This window comes from Nocardia gamkensis NBRC 108242, assembly GCF_001612985.1.
Taxonomy (GTDB): Bacteria; Actinomycetota; Actinomycetes; order Mycobacteriales; family Mycobacteriaceae; genus Nocardia; species Nocardia gamkensis.
The window spans coordinates 24221-44640 of sequence record NZ_BDBM01000044.1; the positions used below are offsets into that span (position 1 = coordinate 24221).

The 20420-nt window shown below is 66.0% G+C and carries 16 protein-coding genes; 8 read left to right on the plus strand and 8 right to left on the minus strand.

Translation table 11 applies throughout. The annotated features are described in order from the left end of the window. The first annotated feature begins 27 nt into the window (after window positions 1-27). Complete coding sequence (gene fusA / locus NG1_RS27360) at window positions 28-2130, plus strand: elongation factor G (RefSeq protein WP_062975514.1); 2103 nt, start codon at window positions 28-30, stop codon at window positions 2128-2130. Window positions 2131-2229: 99 nt separating this feature from the next. Further along, window positions 2230-3420 carry an elongation factor Tu gene (gene tuf, locus NG1_RS27365; RefSeq protein WP_040870253.1) on the plus strand — a complete coding sequence of 397 codons (1191 nt, stop codon included), beginning with the start codon at window positions 2230-2232 and terminating at the stop codon, window positions 3418-3420. A gap of 117 nt (window positions 3421-3537) precedes the next feature. On the opposite strand, the gene NG1_RS37580 is transcribed toward tuf, so the two are convergent. After that, window positions 3538-4470 (minus strand): hypothetical protein, encoded by a 933-nt coding sequence (locus tag NG1_RS37580; protein ID WP_168434267.1) that lies wholly within the window; start codon window positions 4468-4470, stop codon window positions 3538-3540. Between NG1_RS37580 and NG1_RS27375 the strand changes: the two genes are divergently transcribed. Next, window positions 4447-5319 carry a D-alanyl-D-alanine carboxypeptidase family protein gene (locus NG1_RS27375; RefSeq protein ID WP_245660081.1) on the plus strand — a complete coding sequence of 291 codons (873 nt, stop codon included), beginning with the start codon at window positions 4447-4449 and terminating at the stop codon, window positions 5317-5319. The two genes, NG1_RS37580 and NG1_RS27375, sit on opposite strands and share 24 nt — an antisense overlap. A gap of 185 nt (window positions 5320-5504) precedes the next feature. On the opposite strand, the gene NG1_RS27380 is transcribed toward NG1_RS27375, so the two are convergent. After that, entirely contained in the window at window positions 5505-6437 is a 933-nt protein-coding gene (locus NG1_RS27380) for an alpha/beta fold hydrolase (protein ID WP_245660082.1), read from the minus strand. 102 nt (window positions 6438-6539) lie between these two features. Between NG1_RS27380 and NG1_RS27385 the strand changes: the two genes are divergently transcribed. Next, the gene (locus NG1_RS27385; protein WP_062975518.1) at window positions 6540-7352 is read left to right on the plus strand and encodes an AraC family transcriptional regulator; all 813 of its coding nucleotides are present in this window, start codon (window positions 6540-6542) and stop codon (window positions 7350-7352) included. 435 nt (window positions 7353-7787) lie between these two features. Continuing rightward, window positions 7788-9011, plus strand: coding sequence for an FAD-dependent monooxygenase (locus NG1_RS27390; RefSeq protein WP_062975519.1), 1224 nt, complete (start codon window positions 7788-7790; stop codon window positions 9009-9011). A 90-nt stretch (window positions 9012-9101) separates the two neighbouring features. Here NG1_RS27390 and NG1_RS27395 read toward each other — a convergent pair whose 3' ends face one another. The 4 genes from NG1_RS27395 to NG1_RS27415 form a co-directional block, all read right to left on the minus strand. Further along, window positions 9102-9914, minus strand: a complete 813-nt coding sequence (locus NG1_RS27395) for an FAD-dependent oxidoreductase (RefSeq protein ID WP_062975521.1) — start codon at window positions 9912-9914, stop codon at window positions 9102-9104. Between the two features lie 302 nt (window positions 9915-10216). After that, complete coding sequence (gene sigJ / locus NG1_RS27405) at window positions 10217-11158, minus strand: RNA polymerase sigma factor SigJ (RefSeq protein WP_062975555.1); 942 nt, start codon at window positions 11156-11158, stop codon at window positions 10217-10219. A gap of 250 nt (window positions 11159-11408) precedes the next feature. Further along, a complete protein-coding gene (locus tag NG1_RS27410; protein ID WP_062975525.1) occupies window positions 11409-12494 on the minus strand; it encodes a fatty acid desaturase family protein in 1086 nt (361 codons plus the stop codon). A 537-nt stretch (window positions 12495-13031) separates the two neighbouring features. After that, complete coding sequence (locus tag NG1_RS27415; RefSeq protein WP_062975527.1) at window positions 13032-14570, minus strand: hypothetical protein; 1539 nt, start codon at window positions 14568-14570, stop codon at window positions 13032-13034. Window positions 14571-14683: 113 nt separating this feature from the next. On the opposite strand from NG1_RS27415, the gene NG1_RS27420 reads away from it, so the two are divergent. Both NG1_RS27420 and NG1_RS27425 read left to right on the plus strand, forming a co-directional pair. Continuing rightward, window positions 14684-14938 (plus strand): EndoU domain-containing protein, encoded by a 255-nt coding sequence (locus NG1_RS27420; RefSeq protein ID WP_062975529.1) that lies wholly within the window; start codon window positions 14684-14686, stop codon window positions 14936-14938. A 12-nt stretch (window positions 14939-14950) separates the two neighbouring features. Continuing rightward, on the plus strand, window positions 14951-15481 hold the full coding sequence (locus NG1_RS27425) for a hypothetical protein (protein ID WP_157114260.1): 531 nt from the start codon (window positions 14951-14953) through the stop codon (window positions 15479-15481). Between the two features lie 275 nt (window positions 15482-15756). On the opposite strand, the gene NG1_RS27430 is transcribed toward NG1_RS27425, so the two are convergent. Together NG1_RS27430 and NG1_RS27435 are read right to left on the minus strand one after the other, a co-directional pair. Next, window positions 15757-17439, minus strand: coding sequence for an ATP-binding cassette domain-containing protein (locus tag NG1_RS27430; protein ID WP_063910450.1), 1683 nt, complete (start codon window positions 17437-17439; stop codon window positions 15757-15759). After that, on the minus strand, window positions 17436-19145 hold the full coding sequence (locus NG1_RS27435; protein ID WP_062975534.1) for an ABC transporter ATP-binding protein: 1710 nt from the start codon (window positions 19143-19145) through the stop codon (window positions 17436-17438). The genes NG1_RS27430 and NG1_RS27435 overlap by 4 nt, the downstream gene beginning before the upstream one ends. Window positions 19146-19433: 288 nt before the next feature. Here NG1_RS27435 and sbnA point away from each other — a divergent pair, with 288 nt between their 5' ends. After that, window positions 19434-20420 (plus strand): 2,3-diaminopropionate biosynthesis protein SbnA, encoded by a 987-nt coding sequence (gene sbnA / locus NG1_RS27440; protein ID WP_062975535.1) that lies wholly within the window; start codon window positions 19434-19436, stop codon window positions 20418-20420.

The window sequence follows — 20420 nt, forward strand, 5'->3', positions numbered from 1 at the left end:
AACTAGCTACGAGCGGGGAAGATTTCCGTGGCACAGGACGTGCTCACCGACCTGAACAAGGTCCGCAACATCGGCATCATGGCCCACATCGATGCGGGCAAGACGACCACAACCGAACGCATCCTCTTCTACACCGGCATCACCTACAAGATCGGTGAGGTCCACGACGGCGCCGCCACGATGGACTGGATGGAGCAGGAGCAGGAGCGTGGTATCACCATCACCTCCGCGGCTACCACGTGCTTCTGGAAAGACAACCAGATCAACATCATCGACACCCCCGGGCACGTCGACTTCACCGTGGAGGTGGAGCGGTCGCTGCGCGTGCTCGACGGCGCCGTCGCGGTGTTCGACGGCAAGGAAGGCGTCGAGCCGCAGTCCGAGCAGGTGTGGCGTCAGGCGGACAAGTACGACGTGCCGCGGATCTGCTTCGTCAACAAGATGGACAAGCTCGGTGCGGACTTCTACTTCACCGTGCAGACCATCAAGGACCGCCTCGGCGCGAAGCCGCTGGTCATCCAGCTGCCGATCGGCGCGGAGGACACCTTCGAGGGCATCATCGACCTGGTCGAGAACAACGCGAAGGTCTGGCGCGGCGAGACCAAGCTCGGTGAGCAGTACGAGGTCGTCGAGATCCCGGACGACCTGAAGGAGAAGGCCGAGCAGTACCGCCAGGAGCTGCTCGAGACCGTCGCCGAGTCGGACGAGGCGCTGCTGGAGAAGTTCTTCGGCGGCGAAGAGCTGACCATCGAGGAGATCAAGGGCGCCATCCGCAAGCTGACGGTGACCTCCGAGCTCTACCCGGTGCTGTGCGGCTCCGCGTTCAAGAACAAGGGCGTGCAGCCCATGCTGGACGCGGTCATCGACTACCTGCCCTCGCCGCTGGACGTGGAGGCCACCACCGGCCACGTGCCCGGCAAGGAAGAGGAGCTGCTCACCCGCAAGCCGAGCGCCGACGAGCCGTTCGCGGCCCTGGCGTTCAAGATCGCGGTGCACCCGTTCTTCGGCAAGCTGACCTACGTCCGGGTGTACTCCGGCAAGGTCGACTCCGGCGCCCAGGTCATCAACTCGACCAAGGGCAAGAAGGAGCGTCTGGGCAAGCTGTTCCAGATGCACTCCAACAAGGAGAACCCGGTCGGCGCCGCATCGGCGGGCCACATCTACGCGGTCATCGGTCTGAAGGACACCACCACCGGTGACACCCTGTGCGATCCGCAGAACCAGATCGTGCTCGAGTCCATGACCTTCCCGGACCCGGTCATCGAGGTCTCCATCGAGCCGAAGACCAAGTCCGACCAGGAGAAGCTGGGCACCGCGATCCAGCGCCTGTCCGAAGAGGACCCGACCTTCTCGGTCAAGCTCGACCAGGAGACCGGCCAGACCGTCATCGGCGGTATGGGCGAGCTCCACCTCGACATCCTGGTCGACCGCATGCGCCGCGAGTTCAAGGTCGAGGCGAACGTCGGTAAGCCGCAGGTGGCCTACCGCGAGACGATCACCAAGCGGGTCGAGAAGCTCGAGTTCACGCACAAGAAGCAGACCGGTGGTTCCGGCCAGTTCGCGAAGGTGATCATCGCGCTCGAGCCGTTCGTCGGCGAAGACGGCGCGCACTACGAATTCGAGAACAAGGTCACCGGTGGCCGTGTGCCGAAGGAATACATCCCTTCGGTGGACGCCGGCGCCCAGGACGCCATGCAGTACGGTGTGCTCGCCGGCTACCCGCTGGTGAACATGAAGGTCACGCTGCTCGACGGTGCCTACCACGACGTCGACTCGTCGGAAATGGCGTTCAAGATCGCAGGTGCGCAGGCGCTCAAGGAAGCGGCTCGCAAGGCCGGTCCGGTGATCCTCGAGCCGCTGATGGCGGTCGAGGTCACCACGCCCGAGGACTACATGGGCGACGTGATCGGCGACCTGAACTCCCGCCGTGGTCAGATCCAGGCCATGGAGGAACGCAGTGGTGCCCGTGTCGTCAAGGCGCTGGTTCCGCTCTCGGAGATGTTCGGCTACATCGGTGACCTGCGGTCGAAGACCCAGGGCCGGGCGAACTACTCCATGGTGTTCGACTCGTACGCGGAGGTTCCGGCCAACGTGTCGAAGGAGATCATCGCCAAGGCGACCGGCGAGTAAATGGCTCCCGGGCGTTTGTAATACCCCTTTCCCCGTCTCCGCGGGGATGACCCCGCACTGCTGCAACTGCACGCACCAACAAGTCCAGGAGGACAAACAGTGGCGAAGGCGAAGTTCGAGCGGACGAAGCCGCACGTCAACATCGGCACCATCGGTCACGTCGACCACGGCAAGACCACGCTGACCGCAGCGATCACCAAGGTGCTGGCTGACAAGTACCCGGATCTGAACGAGAGCTTCGCGTTCGATCAGATCGACAAGGCGCCGGAGGAGAAGGCTCGTGGTATCACGATCAACATCTCCCACGTCGAATACCAGACGGAGAAGCGCCACTACGCGCACGTCGACGCCCCGGGTCACGCCGACTACATCAAGAACATGATCACCGGTGCGGCGCAGATGGACGGTGCCATCCTCGTGGTCGCCGCCACCGACGGCCCGATGCCGCAGACCCGTGAGCACGTGCTGCTCGCCCGTCAGGTCGGCGTGCCCTACATCCTGGTCGCGCTGAACAAGGCCGACATGGTCGACGACGAGGAGATCCTCGAGCTCGTCGAGATGGAGGTCCGCGAGCTGCTGGCCTCGCAGGAGTTCGACGAGGACGCGCCGGTCGTGCGGGTCTCCGGTCTGAAGGCGCTCGAGGGCGACCCGAAGTGGTCGGAGTCGGTGCTGGAGCTGATGGCCGCGGTGGACGAGTCCATCCCGGACCCGGTTCGTGAGACCGACAAGCCGTTCCTGATGCCGGTCGAGGACGTGTTCACGATCACCGGTCGTGGCACCGTCGTCACCGGTCGCGTCGAGCGTGGCGTGATCAACGTGAACGAGGAAGTCGAGATCGTCGGCATCCGCCCGGAGAAGACCAAGACCACGGTCACCGGTATCGAGATGTTCCGCAAGCTGCTCGACCAGGGCCAGGCGGGCGACAACGTCGGTCTGCTGGTTCGTGGTATCAAGCGTGAGGACGTGGAGCGCGGCCAGGTCGTCGTGAAGCCGGGCACCACCACCCCGCACACCGAGTTCGAGGGCCAGGCGTACATCCTGTCGAAGGACGAGGGCGGCCGCCACACCCCGTTCTTCAACAACTACCGTCCGCAGTTCTACTTCCGTACGACTGACGTGACGGGCGTTGTGACCCTGCCCGAGGGCACCGAGATGGTCATGCCCGGTGACAACACCGAGATGCTCGTCAAGCTGATCCAGCCGGTCGCCATGGACGAGGGTCTGCGCTTCGCGATCCGCGAGGGTGGCCGCACCGTCGGCGCCGGTCGCGTCACGAAGATCATCAAGTGATTCACTGAATCGCTGGGAACGGCGCCGCTCCGAAAGGGGCGGCGCCGTTCGCGTTTTCGGGGGCGCACGGCTGTGCAGATGCGCCGAGCGCTGATACGGGGGATCGGGTGCTACAGCTCAGCAGGCGTAAGCGCGGCCGACAACCGATTCGCGCTCCGCATCCGGTAGTTCGCGCAGGCAGCCGAGCGGAACGACGCCTTCACTGCTCAGCTGGACGCCACTGCCCGTAGCGGGGTTCACGCAGGTGAGGCCGGTCGTCGCGAGGCGGCAGAGGTATTCGCCGAAGGTGACGGTGCTGTCGTACGGCAGCGTGGGGCCTTCGCCGTGAATGAAAAGCCCTGGGTCACCTCGGAATTGGCCCACCGTCAACCGTTGACCGGAGTAGGTCACATATCCGCCGAACCACTGTCCGTAGCCCTCACCCGGCGCGGGCGCCGGGTCCTTCAGCTCGATCATGCAGTCGAACCCGTCGAAATCGAACTCGACGCCGGTAATGCAACTGATCTTGTGGGTCGGGCTGACGAACGCGATATCGCCCCGTAGATCGGTCACAGGTCCACCTTCGACAGTGGCGGAGTGGTAGGCGGCGAGATCGACTGGCGACCCCTGCCGGACCCACGCGATCCGATCCCGCAAGCTGTTCGCCGATGTCTGCGCCGGTGGACTCGTCGCCGGCGCCGGACCCTCCACCGGCCGCGGATTGCCCGACAGGTTCTGCGAACACGCACTGACCACCAGCACCACGCCTACCAAGACCGCCAAACGCATACCGAGGACAGTAGTCGTTGCGCGCCAGACGAATTCGGAATCGGCTCGGTGGCCCTGAGCCGCCTCGGGCGAGCGCGCGGCCGAGGCGGGACCTCGAGACGATATGGGCCACCGGCTCGATACATGTAGATAGCTGTTCGGATGCTGAATCTCGCGATGTGTGAATCGGTCGGTGAAATCCGGATGTTTGAGGGTTTCAAGCGGCAGAATATGGCGATGCGGACATTTGCCAGATTGTTGCAGACTGTCGTTGCCGGGGTGCTGGTCGTGGTAGTCGGCCAAGGCATCGTGGCCGCCCCCGCTGTGAGCGACGCCCATATCCAGTTGCCGTGGCCGACGTCTGAGCTGGACGCGGTGCGGGCGTCGGGAGCAGCGCTGGCGGATGGAATCACCGGCACGGTGCTGTGGTCGCGACAGCCGAACATCTCGGTTCCGATAGCCAGCATCACGAAGGTGATGACGGCACTGGTCGTGATCAACGCAGGCGACCTCGACCGGGCCATCACCGTGCCGCGAGAAGTCATCGCCTACTGCGCCGAGTACGACGGAAGCGACGCAGGCCTGGTCCCCGGCGAGGTGCTCACCGCGCGACAGCTCCTCTACGCGATGATGTTGCCCTCCGGCTGTGACGCCGCCTACGCCCTTGCCGAGGCCTACGGTCCCGGTCAAGACGGCTTCATCGCCGAAATGAACGACACTGCGCGTCACATGGGCCTGGCAGGAACATATTTCACCGACCCCAGCGGGCTGCCCGCCCCCACCGACCACTCCACCTACTCCACACCGGCAGACCTGGTGGCCCTCGCTCTGCGCGCGATGAGCCTGCCGGTGTTCCGTGACGTCGCCGGTGCGCAGAGCTATCACCTCCCCGCCGGGCCGGGCAACCGCGCTCACTCGTGGCAGACCACCAACCGGCTGCTGCGCGACTATCCCGGCACTATCGGCATCAAGACCGGATGGACCGATGCTGCGGGAACCTGCCTGCTGTTCGAGACGGTCAGGGCAGGGATACCGCTGATCGGTGTGGTCCTGCACAGCTCACCCGACAGCGACGTCGCCGCGAAGGACGACGCCGCGCGCATGTTGAACTGGGCCTACGGCCCGATACTGAGCGCGCTGCCGATCGGATAGCGACGAGTGCGCGGTTTTCCTGCGGATATCGTTGTGCACCCGATGATCTCCGACCACAGGACAGCTGTGGTCGTTGCCCGTCGCGGGCTCGTACAGCCGGCGCATGCAGGCACACGGGGGACAGGTGCGGACGCGGTGTCCGTCGGCGGGCGGGCCTGGCCGGGGCCGCCATCGGCTTCCGGAATTCAGGGCTGACCGGCGAAGTCGCGGATGAGTGCGCCGGTGCTGCCGGGCTCTTCGACCATGGGCGTGTGGCCACAGTGGAGGCTCTCGATCCGAATGCCGGGGACGCGGCGGTAGTCCTCGAAAGAGTCCGGCTGCCAACGTTTGTCCTGAGAGCCGTAGAGCACCATGGTCGGCACGCCGAGGTCGGTGAGCCGGTCCGTTTCGGTGCGTTCCCGCAGGTAGTCATCCGACGCGGTCGAGGTCGCGGTGAGACTGCGGTAGGTCATGCCACGCAGGTCGGCGACGAACTGGTCGGGGATCTGCACGTCCCGGGTGAACGCGGAGCTCATGGCTTGCCGGAGGACGACGTCCGGGAGCAGCGGCCACAGCGGCTGCCCGATCGCCGGAACGAACAGCAGGTTGCCGACCGGACCGTTGTCGGTGACGGCGTCCAGGCTGGGGCCGGAGTCGATCAGCATGATCGCCGACACCAGGTCGTGGCGCTGTTCGGCCAGCGAGGTGGCCACGTAGCCCCCGGAGGAATGCCCGACGACGGTCGCCTTGCGCACGCCCAGCCGGTCGAGCACGGCCCCGACTCGGCTCGCCTGTTCGGACGTGCTGTAGCCGCTGTCGGGTCTATCGGACTTGCCGTGGCCGAGTAGATCGATGCGCACGACGTACTGGTCGCGCAGGGCGGGCAACACCGGATCCCAGTAGGCGGTCGAGGCGCCCAGACCGTGCAGCAGCACCAACGCGCGAGCACCGGGTGTTCCGTCGGCGACGACGTGGATGTCTCCGCCCGGCAGGTGCACCATGTGCTCGTGCGAATCGTCGGTCTCGGCGTTCGCCGTCCCGGTCGTGTTGCCGGTGAGCGCGGCGACCAGGGCGGTGACGATAAGCAGCCCGATGTGCTGCCACCGATTCCGTCCTGCGGCGGTGGTGGTTTCGTCCACGGTTCCTCCTTCGATTGGTTGGGACGTCACCACGTTCGGGCACGACAGCGGGTCGCGTCTTGAAGAAATGTCAGCGTCCGCGGCCGCTCATACAATCGACGTGTGCCTTGGGACATCGCGCGGCCTGCGCGGCCATCCGCCCTGCGCGGCGTCGACATGGCCGGATTCCATGTCCACGGCGACGGCCCGGAGCAGGTGCGTGTCATACCGCATCCGGCGGTCACGGTGATCGTAGAGTTCGGCGAGTGCGGCTTCGACGTCCGCGACTCGACGGGCCGCAGCCATTCGGGCAGCCTGACCCTCGGCCTCGCCCGCACCGCGCTTCCGGTCCGCGTCCATGCCGTCGAATGCGTCCAGATTCGCCTGGAACCGGTTGTCGCCCAAGCCATCCTCGGCCTCCCTCCCACCGAGCCGGGTGGAACCATCATCGGTCTGGACGACCTCTGGGGGCGCGAGGCGGGGTGGCTGCGCGAGCGCCTGCACGAGACACCGAACTGGCCCGACCGATTCGCCCTGGTCGACACCGCGCTGTCGGCGCGGTTCCGGCACGACCACCGCGTCGACCCGGAGGTCGCCTGGGCATGGCGACAAATCAAGCTCAGCCGCGGCAGTCTCCGCGTCGAGCACCTCGCCGCCGAACTGGGCTGGAGCCGCCAACGACTGTGGTCCCGCTTCGGCACCCGAATCGGCCTGACCCCCAAGCGCGCCGCCAAATTGGTCCGCTTCGACCATGCCGTCCACCGCCTCGTCCAAGGACACCCTCCCTCCCGCGTAGCAGCCGACGCCGGCTACGCCGACCAATCCCACCTCCACCGCGACATCCGCGAATTCACCGGCACAGCCCCCACCTCCGCAGCCACCGAACCGTGGCTCACCGTTGACGACCGAGCCTGGCCGTCGACGACAGGGACGTAGCCCGGCCCGACATTCGAGCTACCGGCCGGACACTCCCCGAATGCCTGCCGCGGCGGTCTATCCCGCCAACAGTGTTCGTGGCGGTCTTGTCAGTAGCTTTGGGGGTCGGGCAATTTGTGTCCTCGGCAGGAAAGGTGTCGGCGGCCGGGATCCGGAACCAGCGGCAACCGGGTCCGCCCGGTACGGCCGGAAACCACGGCGACTCACGCCCGTCGATGCCGAGTTCAGGTCGCAGGAGCTGGGACACCATTTCGGCTGCACCGATGAATTTCGTGGGGATCCGTCGTCGGTACCGGTAGATACACCCACATCGGTGGGCCTGTGCTGGGACCGTCCAGCGCGGGCAGAACACACGGAGGCAATGATGAGCGTCGATGATCCCGCGCAGGGGCAAATGATTCGGGCCGTGATCCGGACGGGTGAGCAGGGGGCGAAGTGAGCGGTATCAGGGTGTTGGTGGCGGGGGCGAGTATCGCGGGGCCCGCGCTGGCCCACTGGCTGCGCCGGTGGGGAGCCGAGGTGACCGTGGTGGAGCGGGCCCCCGAGCTGCGTCCCGGTGGGCAGGCGGTGGACGCGCGCGGGGTGACCAAGGAGGTCATCCGGCGGATGGGGCTGGACGCGGCGGTGCGCGCGGCCCGCACCGAAACCGCCGGCGCGCACACCGTGGACGTGGACGGGAACGTGCTGGAAACCTTCCGCGCAGCCGACGACGGCGGCGACGGGTACATCGCGGAGATCGAGATCCTGCGCGGGGACCTGTCCCGGGTGCTCTACGACGACACCCGCGATGGTGTCGAGTACATCTTCGGCGACCGGATCGCCGAGCTCACTCAGGACTCCGATGGGGTCGACGTGGTCTTCGCAAGCGGCGACCAGCGGCGCTTCGAGCTGGTGGTCGGGGCGGACGGGTTGCACTCGGCGCTGCGAGCGATGGTCTTCGGGCCGCGCGAGCGATTCGTCCGCCACCTCGGTCTCGTGCTGGCCTTCTACAGTGTGCCCAACGAGTTCGGGCTGGACCGCTGGCTGCTCGACTACCAGGAGTCCGGTCGCTCGGCCGGCCTGCGGCCCATCCAGGACGCCACCCGGGCGATGGCCATGTTCTCCTTCCCCTCGGGGGACTTCGACATCGACTACCGCGACGTCGCGGCCCAGAAGCGCCTGCTGCGCGAGCGGATGGCCGGGATGGGTTGGTCGACCCCGCGGATCCTCGCGCACCTGGACGACACCCCGGACTTCTACCTCGACCAGGTCGCCCAGGTGGTGATGGACCGCTGGTCGAGCGGACGGGTCGGGCTGCTCGGGGACGCGGCGTTCAGCTCGTCGCCGATGTCCGGGCAGGGCACCGGGCTGGCCCTGGTCGGCGCCTACCTGCTGGCCGGAGAGCTGGCCGCCGCCGGATGGGACCCGGAGACCGGGTTCGCCGGATACGAGCGGCGGATGCGCTCGTTCGTCGAGGCCAACCAGGAGATCGGCCGGTTGCACGCGCGTAGCCTCGCCGTTCCCGCGCCGGAGGCCGAGCCGAGCCCCGATTTCGCCGGCGAATGGTTTACCGAGTTGATCGAGCGCGCGATCAACGGCGTCGAGCTGCCCGACTACGCAGGTGTGGCGGACTCCGGGGCTCCGGCCGGACCGCCGATCACCTCGTCGGCCAAGCCGTAGGCGTCACAGGCCACCCCACCATCGTCTGCCGTATCCCGGTCCGCCCCAGTCCGTCTGGCCGGGGCGGACCTGTGCCGGTTCCGCACGCGCTCAGAAGGCCGCGACCGGAGCCGCCGCGCCGGTCGCGACGGCCCGGCGACGTCGGCTCGGCGCCGGCAGGGTCGGGTGCTTCACGCACCAGGCCGCGAGCGAGCAGATCAGCTCCTTCACGCGGGCGGCCTTGCGACCGACGTCGACCTTGGAGGTCGGCTGATCCGCCTCGGTCACCTTCTGCACGATGGCATCGCGGCGGCCGAGGCTGATGCACTGGCTGTTGTACCCGATGGGAGCATCGGGAACTTCACGTCCGGTCAGCCGAGCGGCAATGGCATCGCCTCCCAGCCACGTCATCGGGGAGGCGGTGGCGCAGCCCATGCGCAACGTCCTGCCACCCACTCCCGCGGCGTGCGCGGCATCGCCGACGGCGTAGACATCCGGATGCGAGACCGAACGCTGGGTGGCGTCGACGATGATCCGCCCGGCCTCGGAAACGGTGAGCGTGCTGGCGGCCGCGATCGGGTGCACGGCGAACCCCGCTGTCCAGACGGTCATTTGCGCAAGGATCTCCGCTCCCGATCGGGTGGCCACACCGTCTGCGGTGACCCTGATGACGTCGGCGTGCTCGTGGACGGTGATACCGAAGCGTTCGAACGCGCCGCGCAGGTGATTTTGCGCCTTCTCGTCGAGCCAGTCGCCGACGCCACCGCGCGCGGCCATCGCGACGTTCAGATCCGGGCGCGCCTCGGCGATCTCGGTGGCGACCTCGATACTGGTCAGGCCACCACCCACGATCAGCACGGTCTCGCCCGCCCGCAGTTGGCTCAGGCGTTCCCGCAGCCGCAGCGCGGCGTGCTTGCTCGCCACATGGTGGGCGTGCTCGACAACGCCACAGGTACGCCGAAATCGGCGACGGTGCTGCCCAGGGCGTAGACGAGTGTGTCGTAGGCGAGGGTCTCGGCCCCTGATCGCCGATCAGTTCGACGGTCTTGCGGTCCGCGTCGAGCGAATCGACCCATGCGATGCGCACCTCGGCGCCGGTGCCCGCGAAGATCTTGCGCAGTGGACGAACCGGCAGGTCCTGCCCGGCGGCGAGCTGGTGCAGGCGCACCCGTTCGACGAAGTCGGGATCGGCGTTGAATGCTGACAGGAGTGAGCTGTGATGTGGGTCACCACAAATCGGGCAGGGGGGCTCCCGGTGCGTAGGTGGCCCACTGGCGATTGGCGAACGCCAGCTTGTCGGGGTTGACATGGGCGTGCATGGCGGCGACGCCATCGGCGGTCACCTCCAGCACCACGACGCCGACGATGCGATCCTGGGCCACCAGGATCAGCGCGGGCCTGCCATTGACGATCGCGGCGAAGGGCGTGGGCTTGCCGCCGAGCTTGTCCCACTTGGCGCCCGTAGGTTTGATGGCGAGCCGTACGAACATGGCGATGCGCTCGGCGCCGACGAGCAGCCTGTTCAAGGTGGCGAAGAAGGCGCCGCCGTCACCGATGATAGTGGCGTCATCGGTGAGCAACCGCACCAGTTCGTCGGTTCGGCCGCTGACCGCCGCGGCCAGGAATTCCTCCACGATCCGGCGGGCGGCGGTCTCGTCCACCTCGACGCGCGCCCGTTCCATGGCCAAGTGCTGTTTGGCCCGGCGATAGACCTGCTGGCAATTGGATTCGGTGATGTCGAGGAGGTCGGCGATCTCGTGGTGCGGATAGCCGAAGGCCTCGCGCAGGACATACACCACGCGTTCTTTGGCGGTGAGACGTTCCATGAGCGTGAGCATGGCGATCGACACCGATTCGCGCTGCTCGACGGTGTCGGCCGGGCCCAACATTCGGTCGCCGGCCAGCACCGGCTCCGGAAGCCATTGCCCCACATAGGTTTCCCGGCGCGCGCGGGCGGAGGTGAGCTGGTTGAGGCAGAGATTGGTGAGCACCTTGGTAAGCCACGCCTCGGGCGTCTCCACGTATGCGCGGTCGGCGGCCTGCCAGCGCAGATACGTCTCCTGCACCACGTCCTCGGCGTCGCCGGCCGAGCCCAGCAAGCGGTAGGCGATCGCTTCCAGGCGGCCCCTGGAGCTTTCGAACAGATCAGCCTCGCGCGTGAGCAACATGTTGGTCATAGTCGGCCATGCGCACCGGTCGTGTCCAGCGGTAACGGTTCCCTGGCCGGCCTGTTCACCGGGGCTCGCGCACGTGCCGGCCGCGACCGGAATCCGCACTCGCCGACAAGGCTGGGCACCCGCCGAGTCCACTGCGCGCGCCACGAGTATGGCGACCGTTCCCGTCCGCGCCTGCCGATGAGCGGACGCCCAACCCCGCCGCCACCGACAGCCCCGGTACGTGGTGACGCCCGGCTTGTGTTCAACGATCGCGTGGTGGCACTTCGGTAGCCGGGTGTCGATCGGGAGTGCGCAGCGGAGCGCCGACGTGGTGCAGGTGTCGCAGCGCCTCGCGGTAAGAGGAGATCAGCCCGGTTTCGTGATAGGGCACGCCGATTTCGGTGCAGTAGTCGCGCACGATCACTTGGGCGTGACGCAGGTTCGGTGTCGGCATGCTCGGGAACAAATGGTGCTCGATCTGGTAGTTGAGCCCGCCGAGGGCGAGGTCGGTCAACGCGCCACCTCGCACGTTGCGGGAGGTCAGCACCTGGCGGCGGAGGTAGTCGGGGCGGTCGTCGCCGGTCAAGGTCGGCATGCCCTTGTGGTTCGGGGCGAAGATGCAGCCCATGTACAGGCCGAAGAGTCCTTGGTGGACAGCGAGGAACGCGAAGGCTTTGTCGGCGGGCAGAACCGCGAACAGCGCGGCCAGGTAGGTGGCGAAGTGGACGAACAGCAGCGCACCCTCCGATCCGCGCTGTTTGATCGATCGATTTCTGAGCGCGCGTACACCCGCCACATGAAGGTTCAGACCCTCCAGCAAGAGGAACGGGAAGAAGAGGAACGCCTGTGCCCTCCCGATGAGACGAGGCAGACCGCGGCTGGACCGTGCTTGCTGTTGCGACCAGACCAGGATGTCGGGCGCGACATCGGGGTCGAGTTCCTCGTGGTTCGGGTTGGCGTGATGCCGGGTGTGCTTGTCCTGCCACCAGCCGTAGCCCAGGCCGATGCCTGCGTTGCCGACGAGTCGTCCCACCAGCTCTGTCCGCTGCCGTAGCCGGAAGACTTGGCGGTGCGCGACATCGTGCATGACGAGTGCGATTTGAGCGAACGTCACGGCCATGAACCCCGCGACCAGCAGCGTCCACCACGAATCGCCGATGAGGACGAACGCCGCCCAGCCCGCTGCGAACGCGACCCCGACGAGGCCGAGCCGGACGGCGTAGTAGACGGGACGCCGGTTCATCAGCCCCGCCTCGGAGATCCGGCGCAACAGACGGGCGTAGTCACCGTCGGCGCCGCGCCGCGGTGACCGTGGAGATGACTCGGGGGCCAAGGCAGATGTCGTCATAGATCTTCCTGAGAGTTGAGTCGCCAGACGCCACCTCCGCCCGTCGACGATGTCGGCCGGTCGATGTCGGAGTGGGCGCCGATGTCGATACCACGAAGCTATCGGCCGGATTCTCGTTACCCGTAACCCTCAGGTATGACATGGAATCGGACTGCGGTGTGATATTCGAGGTCTACCGCGGACCGAGGCGGCTGGCCGGTTATCGGCCAACGCCGCCATCGCCTCGGCAATCACTGCCTGTTCGGATTCTGCGCGTCCTCCGGCAGCCAGAACTGTGTCCCGCCATACTCTTTTGACATTCGCCTCCTTCCCCCGCGGCCGCGCATAGATCGTGCAACCATGCGGTACCGGCACACGGGTACGTACCCGGTTTGATGATCGCGGTGCGCTCGCCGGATCGGTCCACGCTCCCACACGTCGTTCCCCCGGGCGGAGATTCGAACAGGGGGACGGGATCACGAGCGCTGGCCGACGTACAAGTTGGCCTTAGTGATGAGCACTGCAGTCTCTGCAGCAGTCGATACCGCGGCGCCCTGCCTACCAGGGTTTGGCCGTGGTGCCGTCTGCCTCGAGCCCCCACACGAGCAGGTTCTCGTCTCCACGTGCCTCGGCCAGTGTTCTTCCGGCGGTTGGGCTTCCTGACCAGGGTGACCACTCTGGCGTGTTTATCGCGCACAGCGCTAGCCGTTCGGCGGTGGCACGGTCACCGCGTTGCAGCACTTCCTGGCCGAGGGCTACCAGTCCGGTCGAGTTTCCTAGCTCCGAGGCAGCCATGGCCAGAGGCTCCGCTTTCTCGAACTCGCCGCGTCGCGCGTGGAATCCAGCGAGCGTGGCGTACGCCGTTGCGAGCTCCTCGTCCTCTTCGGCGAAGTCCGGCGGCAGGTCCTCGCCATCGCTCGGCATCGACTCGCGTGGCTGCTCCGTTTGTTCGATCAAGCGGTGGGCTGCGATCCGCTCGCCCAATGCGGTCAGGACGTCATGCAGGGACCTGATGAGCTGCGGCCACGCGTCGGCGATGGCCGCGACCTGGTCGTCCGAGTAACGCGCACCGGACAGTCCTGCCAGCAACTCCCGGGCCGCGTCGTGGGCGCCTGCCCACGCGTGGCTAAGCGCCACGCGCAATGTGTCCTCGGGCGTCTTGGGCTGCGGCACGCGTGCGAGCAATCGCCGAGCCGCTTCCTTGTCACCTCTGTGTTGTCGATCATCGGCAAGTCCTAGGAGCGCGTCAAGGTGACCGCAGCCCGCAAGGGTCATCGCAAGTTGCTCGGCGCCTTCGAAGTCGTCGACGCTGTCCCGAAAGTCGGCCAGTGCTGCCATCGCATCCCACCGCATCTCTACGGGCAAGTCGCGAATCATCTGCTCCGCTTCGTCGGGGAAGTCGAAATCTCGACATTCAGCGATAGACACCGTCGCCCTCCATGACCCCAGCTCGATGGCTTCCCGCGCGACCGATTCCGCGCTCTCCTTCTCCCCGGTTTCTTCCAGCAGAGTCACCAGCCACTCGAATGCTTCTAAGTCTCCCAGGTCCGCAGCCTGACGAAGTAGTGCCATCTTCTTTTCGGGACTTCGACGGCGCCCTAGGCGCGCCAGGGAGGTCAGTGCTTGTGGCATACCTGCGTGCGCGGCGAGTCGTGCGAGTCGTTCGGCGGCGGCGTCGGCCATCTGGGTTTTGCTGTCCGAACGCATCTCGGTCTCGGCGACGACGGTCCAGAACTCGGCAGGCGGGAACTCGAACCTGCGTTGAATCCGGCCCGTCTCGTCCAGGAAGTCATCCAGCCGATAGCCGAGGAGATTCCGGTGCAGCACTGGGCCGCTGGCCGGGCCTGGGCCGGTCAGGTTCGCGACCGCTGCCTGGAACCAGGATGGGTCATCATCGGTGTTGTGGCGATCGGCGCCGGTGAGATAACAGCGCGCGATAGCAGCCAGGAACCCCTCCGGGAACCATTCGCCGTGCCCGAACCTACGGGCATCCATCACTGCGTGAACCACTGCCTGTGCTGCCGCGCTGGCCGTCTCGTAGCGTTGCAGGAGATCTGGCGTCCCGGCCAGCTCCTGGGTTATTGCTGTACTGGTCACTCGACTCGCCGCGGCCGCAAGCAGGGGGTTGCCCGATTGACGTGCCATGGTGACTTCGGCATTCGCACGGGAGTGACGACATCAACGGCGGTGGGCACGCGCCCGGGACTGGAATGCCCAACAAGACCGAGTTCCCCGACACCGATGATTGGGAAGACGACAAAATCATCGACCGAATAGTCGACGTAGCGAAGAACCCGGACCAGCCGCCAGTCCTCCAGGACAACGGCAACTGGAAGGTCAACGGCACCCGCAACGGCGTCCAAATCGAAGTCATCGTCGCTCCCGATGGCTCAGTCGTGACCGGCTACCCCATCGGCGGCGAGGGTGTAGTCAGGAACGACGCGAATGGCGACCCGATCAAATAGGCTAGGAGAGCGATGAATTCGGACAGGGCGGCACGAGAAGCGCGAAAGCGTCAGCGGGACCCGCAAGCCATCGAAGCCCGTAACCGTCGGCTCAACAAGATGAGCAAGGACTCGCGAGACCTTCTCGAAAGTGTCGCCGACCGTCTGCCTTCCGACCTGGTCGAAAGCTACCGGACCTATAGCGACGTGGGTGAGTGGGCGATGCTCGTCGACGTGCTGTGCGCCACTCTCGTCAAGCGCCGGATCCCGGTCACTGAAGCCGAACGCGATGCCGTGGCGAACGTACTCGGCCAGTTCAATCCCCCAGTGGAGGGATACCGCTACCTCAACGACCCCCAAGGCGTGCTGTCTGAGCTCAACGTGGTCACTGGGTCAATCCTCGTGATCCGATCGGCGGCAGACGGCCGAGTTGTCTCTGGCCGCGACGAGCCAGTAGTAGACACTGGAAACCAAGGCATCCCTGGGCGTGTCGAAGATGGGAACGGGGATGACCTGCTGTTCTTGGGTGGGCAGTTGGTGATCGAAGCCTATTACCCGTTTTAGTCGGGCAGCGCGTGTTTAGTCGGGCAGCGCGTGGCGCCCCGCTGGCCACTGAGCTACCTTGTGAGACGTTGGCCTGCTGCCGATGAGTGCGAGGCTGAGAAAGCGAACGTCAACCCACCCCCGAGTCCCGCAGGCGAGCTTTCGTCGGTTCCGGATGCGGAAACTTTCGCAGGTGGTGACATAACCGACCGTCTCGTGGCGGGCTGGCTCCACGCTGATGTTCGAGTCTGGCGCCGAAGCCGTCCTAAGGCTCTATTATCGCATCCCATGGGTGACTAGGGCGCCCCACCAGCTCCGCCGCCAATCGGGTCGCGTTCGGACCGGGTGACCTCGGTGATCCGGAACCCGCGGCGCACCTCGAGCACGCGGTCTGCTTTGGCGATCACGTCGCGGTTGTGCGACACCACTATCCACGCGGCGCGTCGGCGGTCTGGCATGTTAGTCCACAGCTCCCTGACAGTGTGCGCGTCTATAGAGGAATCGCAGTCGTCAACGATGTAGAGGTCCGCCGATCGCAGCAGCATTCTCGCCAGGGCCAGCCGCTGCCGCTGCCCACCTGACAGCTGGCTCGCGCTACCTGAATCGAGGTGGGTGCCGAGGCCGTCGGCAAGTTCGGCGGAACCGGCCGGCATGTGTACCGTTGCGAGCGTTCGTTCGATCCGGTCGGGACCGATACCTGACGACCCGAGGGCCAGGTTGTCGGCGATCGTGCCGCGTACGAACTTCGGCGCCTGCCCGGCGTAGGCGATCCGCGGCGGAATCAGGCGCACGTGGTCGCCGGTGACGTCGATGCCGTTCCAGTGCACCGAACCGAGTCTCACCGCTTGCAACGCCGCGATCTCGCGGACGAGCGTGCTCTTGCCTGCCCCGGTCTCACCGGTGACTACGACCAGCTCGCCCGGTTTCACGGTGAATTCGGTGGTAGGCCGTGACGGATCCGGGGCGCTCGTCCAACACAGCTGCTGCAACCGGGGCAGCGGCTCGGCTGGGTCGGGCGGTTGTGGTCCGCCGAACCCGAGATCGGCCAAACGCGACAGCGACACTTTCCCGCGCTCGTAGCGGGCGAGGATCTTGCCGAAGAAGTACATCTGCTGGCCGAGCCACCCCGAGTATGTGATGAACAGCACCAGTTTGCCGATCTCGAGTCCGTTCGCTCCGATTCGGAGGCTCATGGTGATCAGGACTATCGCGGTGCCGACGGTGACCAGATTTCGGAACAGGTCCGAGAGCAGGTCGGTGTAGACCTGCTGGCGCAGTTGCACGCTACGGCGTCGGCGGAACGCTTCCTCCAGCCCTGTCAGCCGCTGCTCCACCGTTGCCGACAGGCGCAGATCCCGGACTCCGTCGAGGGTGTCGGCGATCGCCGCCCCGATCATCCCCTGCTGCTCGCGGGTCTGAACTTGATAGTCGGCCACCCGCCGTTTGAGCACGACTGAGACGAGCAGTCCGCCGAGTAGAAGCGCGAGAGGCAGAGTCATGACGATGTCGGTCACGGCCAGGGCGACCACCGCGATAACGGTAAGCACCGAACGGTAGATGAGGTCGGTCGTCCACTCCAGTAGGCCGCCGATCTCATCGGAATCGTCGCGCAATCGGTTCAGGATCTCACCATCGGCCATGGTGTCCGGGGTGGTCGGTGTGCCCAGCACGTGCGCGAGGGCGCTGACGCGCAGCCACGCACTGGTCCGGAAGATCAGCCGGAACGTGGAGTTCAGCCCGATGTAGAGCACGACGGCGCGCGAGACCATGGCCGCGACGACCGTAGCGAGCACCCACCAAGCGGTCGTGTCAACGGTTCCGCCGTCAACACGGTTCAACAGGATCGACACCATAGCGCCGACCGCGAGCGGAATCGAGTACACCGCCATCCACGCGGCCATCGCACCGGCATAGGACGCCTTCATCCGCCCGGCTCCGCGGCGCAGCACCGCGACGAGCGAGTCCGTATGTTCGGTCACGCGTTGGCTTCCTTCATGTCGCCGGTCGTAATGGCGCTGTCCACGACCAGGACTCGCCCGTCGTGCATCGTCAGCACCCTGTCTATTCGGGCGAGAGCGCGTTCGCGATGCTCGACCAGCACGACTGTGCGGTCACGGCGGATTTCGTCGATGAGATCCGCCCAACTCTGCTCGATGTCGGCGTCCAGCCGTGAGGTTCCCTCGTCGACGATCAGCAGGCTATAGGGACGGATGAGCGCCCGTGCGCCAGCGATCAGCTGTAGCTCACCGGCCGAAAGGGTTCGGCCGCCGGCCCCAATTACGGTGTCGAGACCGTCGGGCAGTAGACGGACCCAGTCCGCCGCGCGCAGGCGCCGCAACACCTGCCAGACTGATTCCCGGTCGATCGTGTCGTCGAAGAGTGTGATGTTTTCCAGCACTGTGGCCGCGAAGACGTGCGCGCGCTGGCTCATCACGGTCACCCGTTGCGCGAATTCGGCAGGGGGGATGTCGGTCACCGGGACCCCGCCGATGTAGACCTGTCCCGAGTTCGGACGGGCGAGCCCGCACAGTAGGTTGACCACCGTGCTCTTTCCGGCGCCCGTGCGGCCCACGATGCCTAGGCTCGTACCTGCGGCTACGTCGAACGACACGTCGGTAAGCGCAAGCCGATCGCCATATCCGAACGTGACCCCGTCGAATCGGACGTCCAATGGGCCAGGGGGCAGTACCGGTGTACCCGATGCGGGCGGTGGCGCCGCGGGGATGTCGAGGGTTCGGGCCGCAATCGTCAGGACCGCGACCATCTCTTGTAGCAGCCCGGCTTGTGACGACATCTCCTCCATTGGCTTCTGTAGCAGGTCCACGTAGAGGTAGATGACTGTAAGCATGCCCACGGTCATGCCGCCGTGGCCGAGCTGCTGCAGGCCGAAGCCGAAGCCGAGCCCGAAGGACACCGCGATGAAAAGCTGTGTCACTGGCCAGAATGCCCGGCCGCCGATATATGCCTTGCCCTCGCTCCCATACAGCTGATCCAGTCCGGCGCTGGTGCGATCGGTGGCCCAGCCCTGCTGGCCGAGTGCGCGCAGATCGGTGCGGGCGCCGAGGACGTCGCCGATGAAGCCGAACAGTTCCGTCTGCTGGTCCCGCGCAACCTCCCAGCGACGTGCTGCGATGCGCCCGAGCTTCGTCAGCACTAGGCAGGTAACCACCACGAGCAACCCGATTCCCGCACCTGCGCCGGGGATCTGGACGAACAGGATGCCCAGGACGCCGACGGTGATTGCGATGTTGCCGACCAGGCGCAGGCCCGCGTCCGAGATCGACCGCGCGACCACATCGGCGGCGCCCTCTACCTTTTCCAGCACTTCACCGGTCGGAGTGCGTTCAAGCTCGAGCACTGGTGTGGCGACGGTGAAGTGCCGCAGTAGTTTCGAGCGCAGCCGGTCGGCGACGCGCCACGCGAATCGGACGCCGAGGTAGCTCGCGGTCGCCCGGGCAAGACCGCCTACCGCGCCGATAGCCAGATAGCAGAGGGCGGTCCCGATCAGCGCCGTCGAAGTGCCACCGACCTGAGCTCGGTCGATGAACTGCTGAACGATCAGCGGTCCAACGAGAGTGGCGGATACACTGATCAGCAGAATCGCCAGGGTGGCGGTGGCCGCCCACTTCAGCGGGAAGACCTCTCGCGCCAGCAGACGCGACCCGCTCACCTTCGGCCGGAACACCGAAACATCCCCCCTCCAATCAATGACTACCTGCGTCGACCGCAGTCGACCCCAGGTCGGCGAATCAGATAGCCGCCGCCCCGGATCGCTCGATCACGAGTCCCCAGCGCCGAACCCTACACCTCATCCCGGTCATCTCCGAGCGCAATGTTTGGAGTGACGAGCATCACTCTCGAGTCGGTGGACGCTCCGTGAACATGTCTCTACTGTTTCGAGTGAAGTACGCAAACGGGGGAGTTGCAGACGGGGTCGCTTTCGTGCTGTACGCCAAATAATGGGGGGCCTTCAATGGGGGTACTGTCGAGTCCGTACGAGGATTTCGACTCGGATTTGTATGTTGACGCCAGTTCGGCCGTCGGTCGCAGAATTCTGCTCAAATGCGAAGGGCTGAATCTCGGTGGATCGATCAAGATGCGCTCCGCTGCGGCGATGATTGGTGCCGCAGTCGCAAATTCTACATTCGATAATGACTCTATTCTCGTAGAATCCTCGTCAGGGAACCTCGGTATCGCTCTGAGTGCTACGGCGGCGAGCATGGGGCTGCGATTCGTCTGCGTAACCGACATCCGCTGCAATAGGTCATCGATCCACGCTATGCGGGCGATGGGCGCGCAGGTGGTCGTACTCGATGAACCCGATCCGATCGGGGGTCTGCTGCTTGCGCGCCTGAACTGGATCCGTGCGCGGCTCACCGAGGACGATCGTTACATCTGGCTTGACCAGTACTCCAACCAGGCAAACTGGCAAGCCCACTACCATCGGACCGCGGCCGGTATCCACCGAAGCCTGCCGGATCTGGATGTGCTGTTCGTCGGTGTCGGAACGGGCGGCACCGCAATGGGATGCGCGCGGTACTTCGCCGACTCGGGTCGTCGGGTGCGCGTCGTGGCTGTGGACCCGGTCGGGTCGGTCGCCTTCGGTCACCCCCCGCAGCGGCGGCTCATCCCAGGACTCGGGGCAGGGATCGTGCCGCCCCTGCTGGACCGCGACCTCATCGATGATGTGGTGCGGGTCGCTGAAGCCGACACTGTTCGTATGTGCCGGACGCTGGCGTCGCGCGGACTGCTGTTCGGTGGATCCACCGGAACGGTCGTTCACGGCGCACAACAATGGCTCGAAGACAACGATCCGGCTGGCGAACTGCTAGCGGTGGCAATCGCCCCCGACTTCGGTGACCGCTATCTGGATACCATTTACAACGACGCATGGGTGCTCGAGAACTTCTGTCCCGCGGCGCTGGAGCCGCTCTCGACTCGGTCCGTGACGATCCCCTGA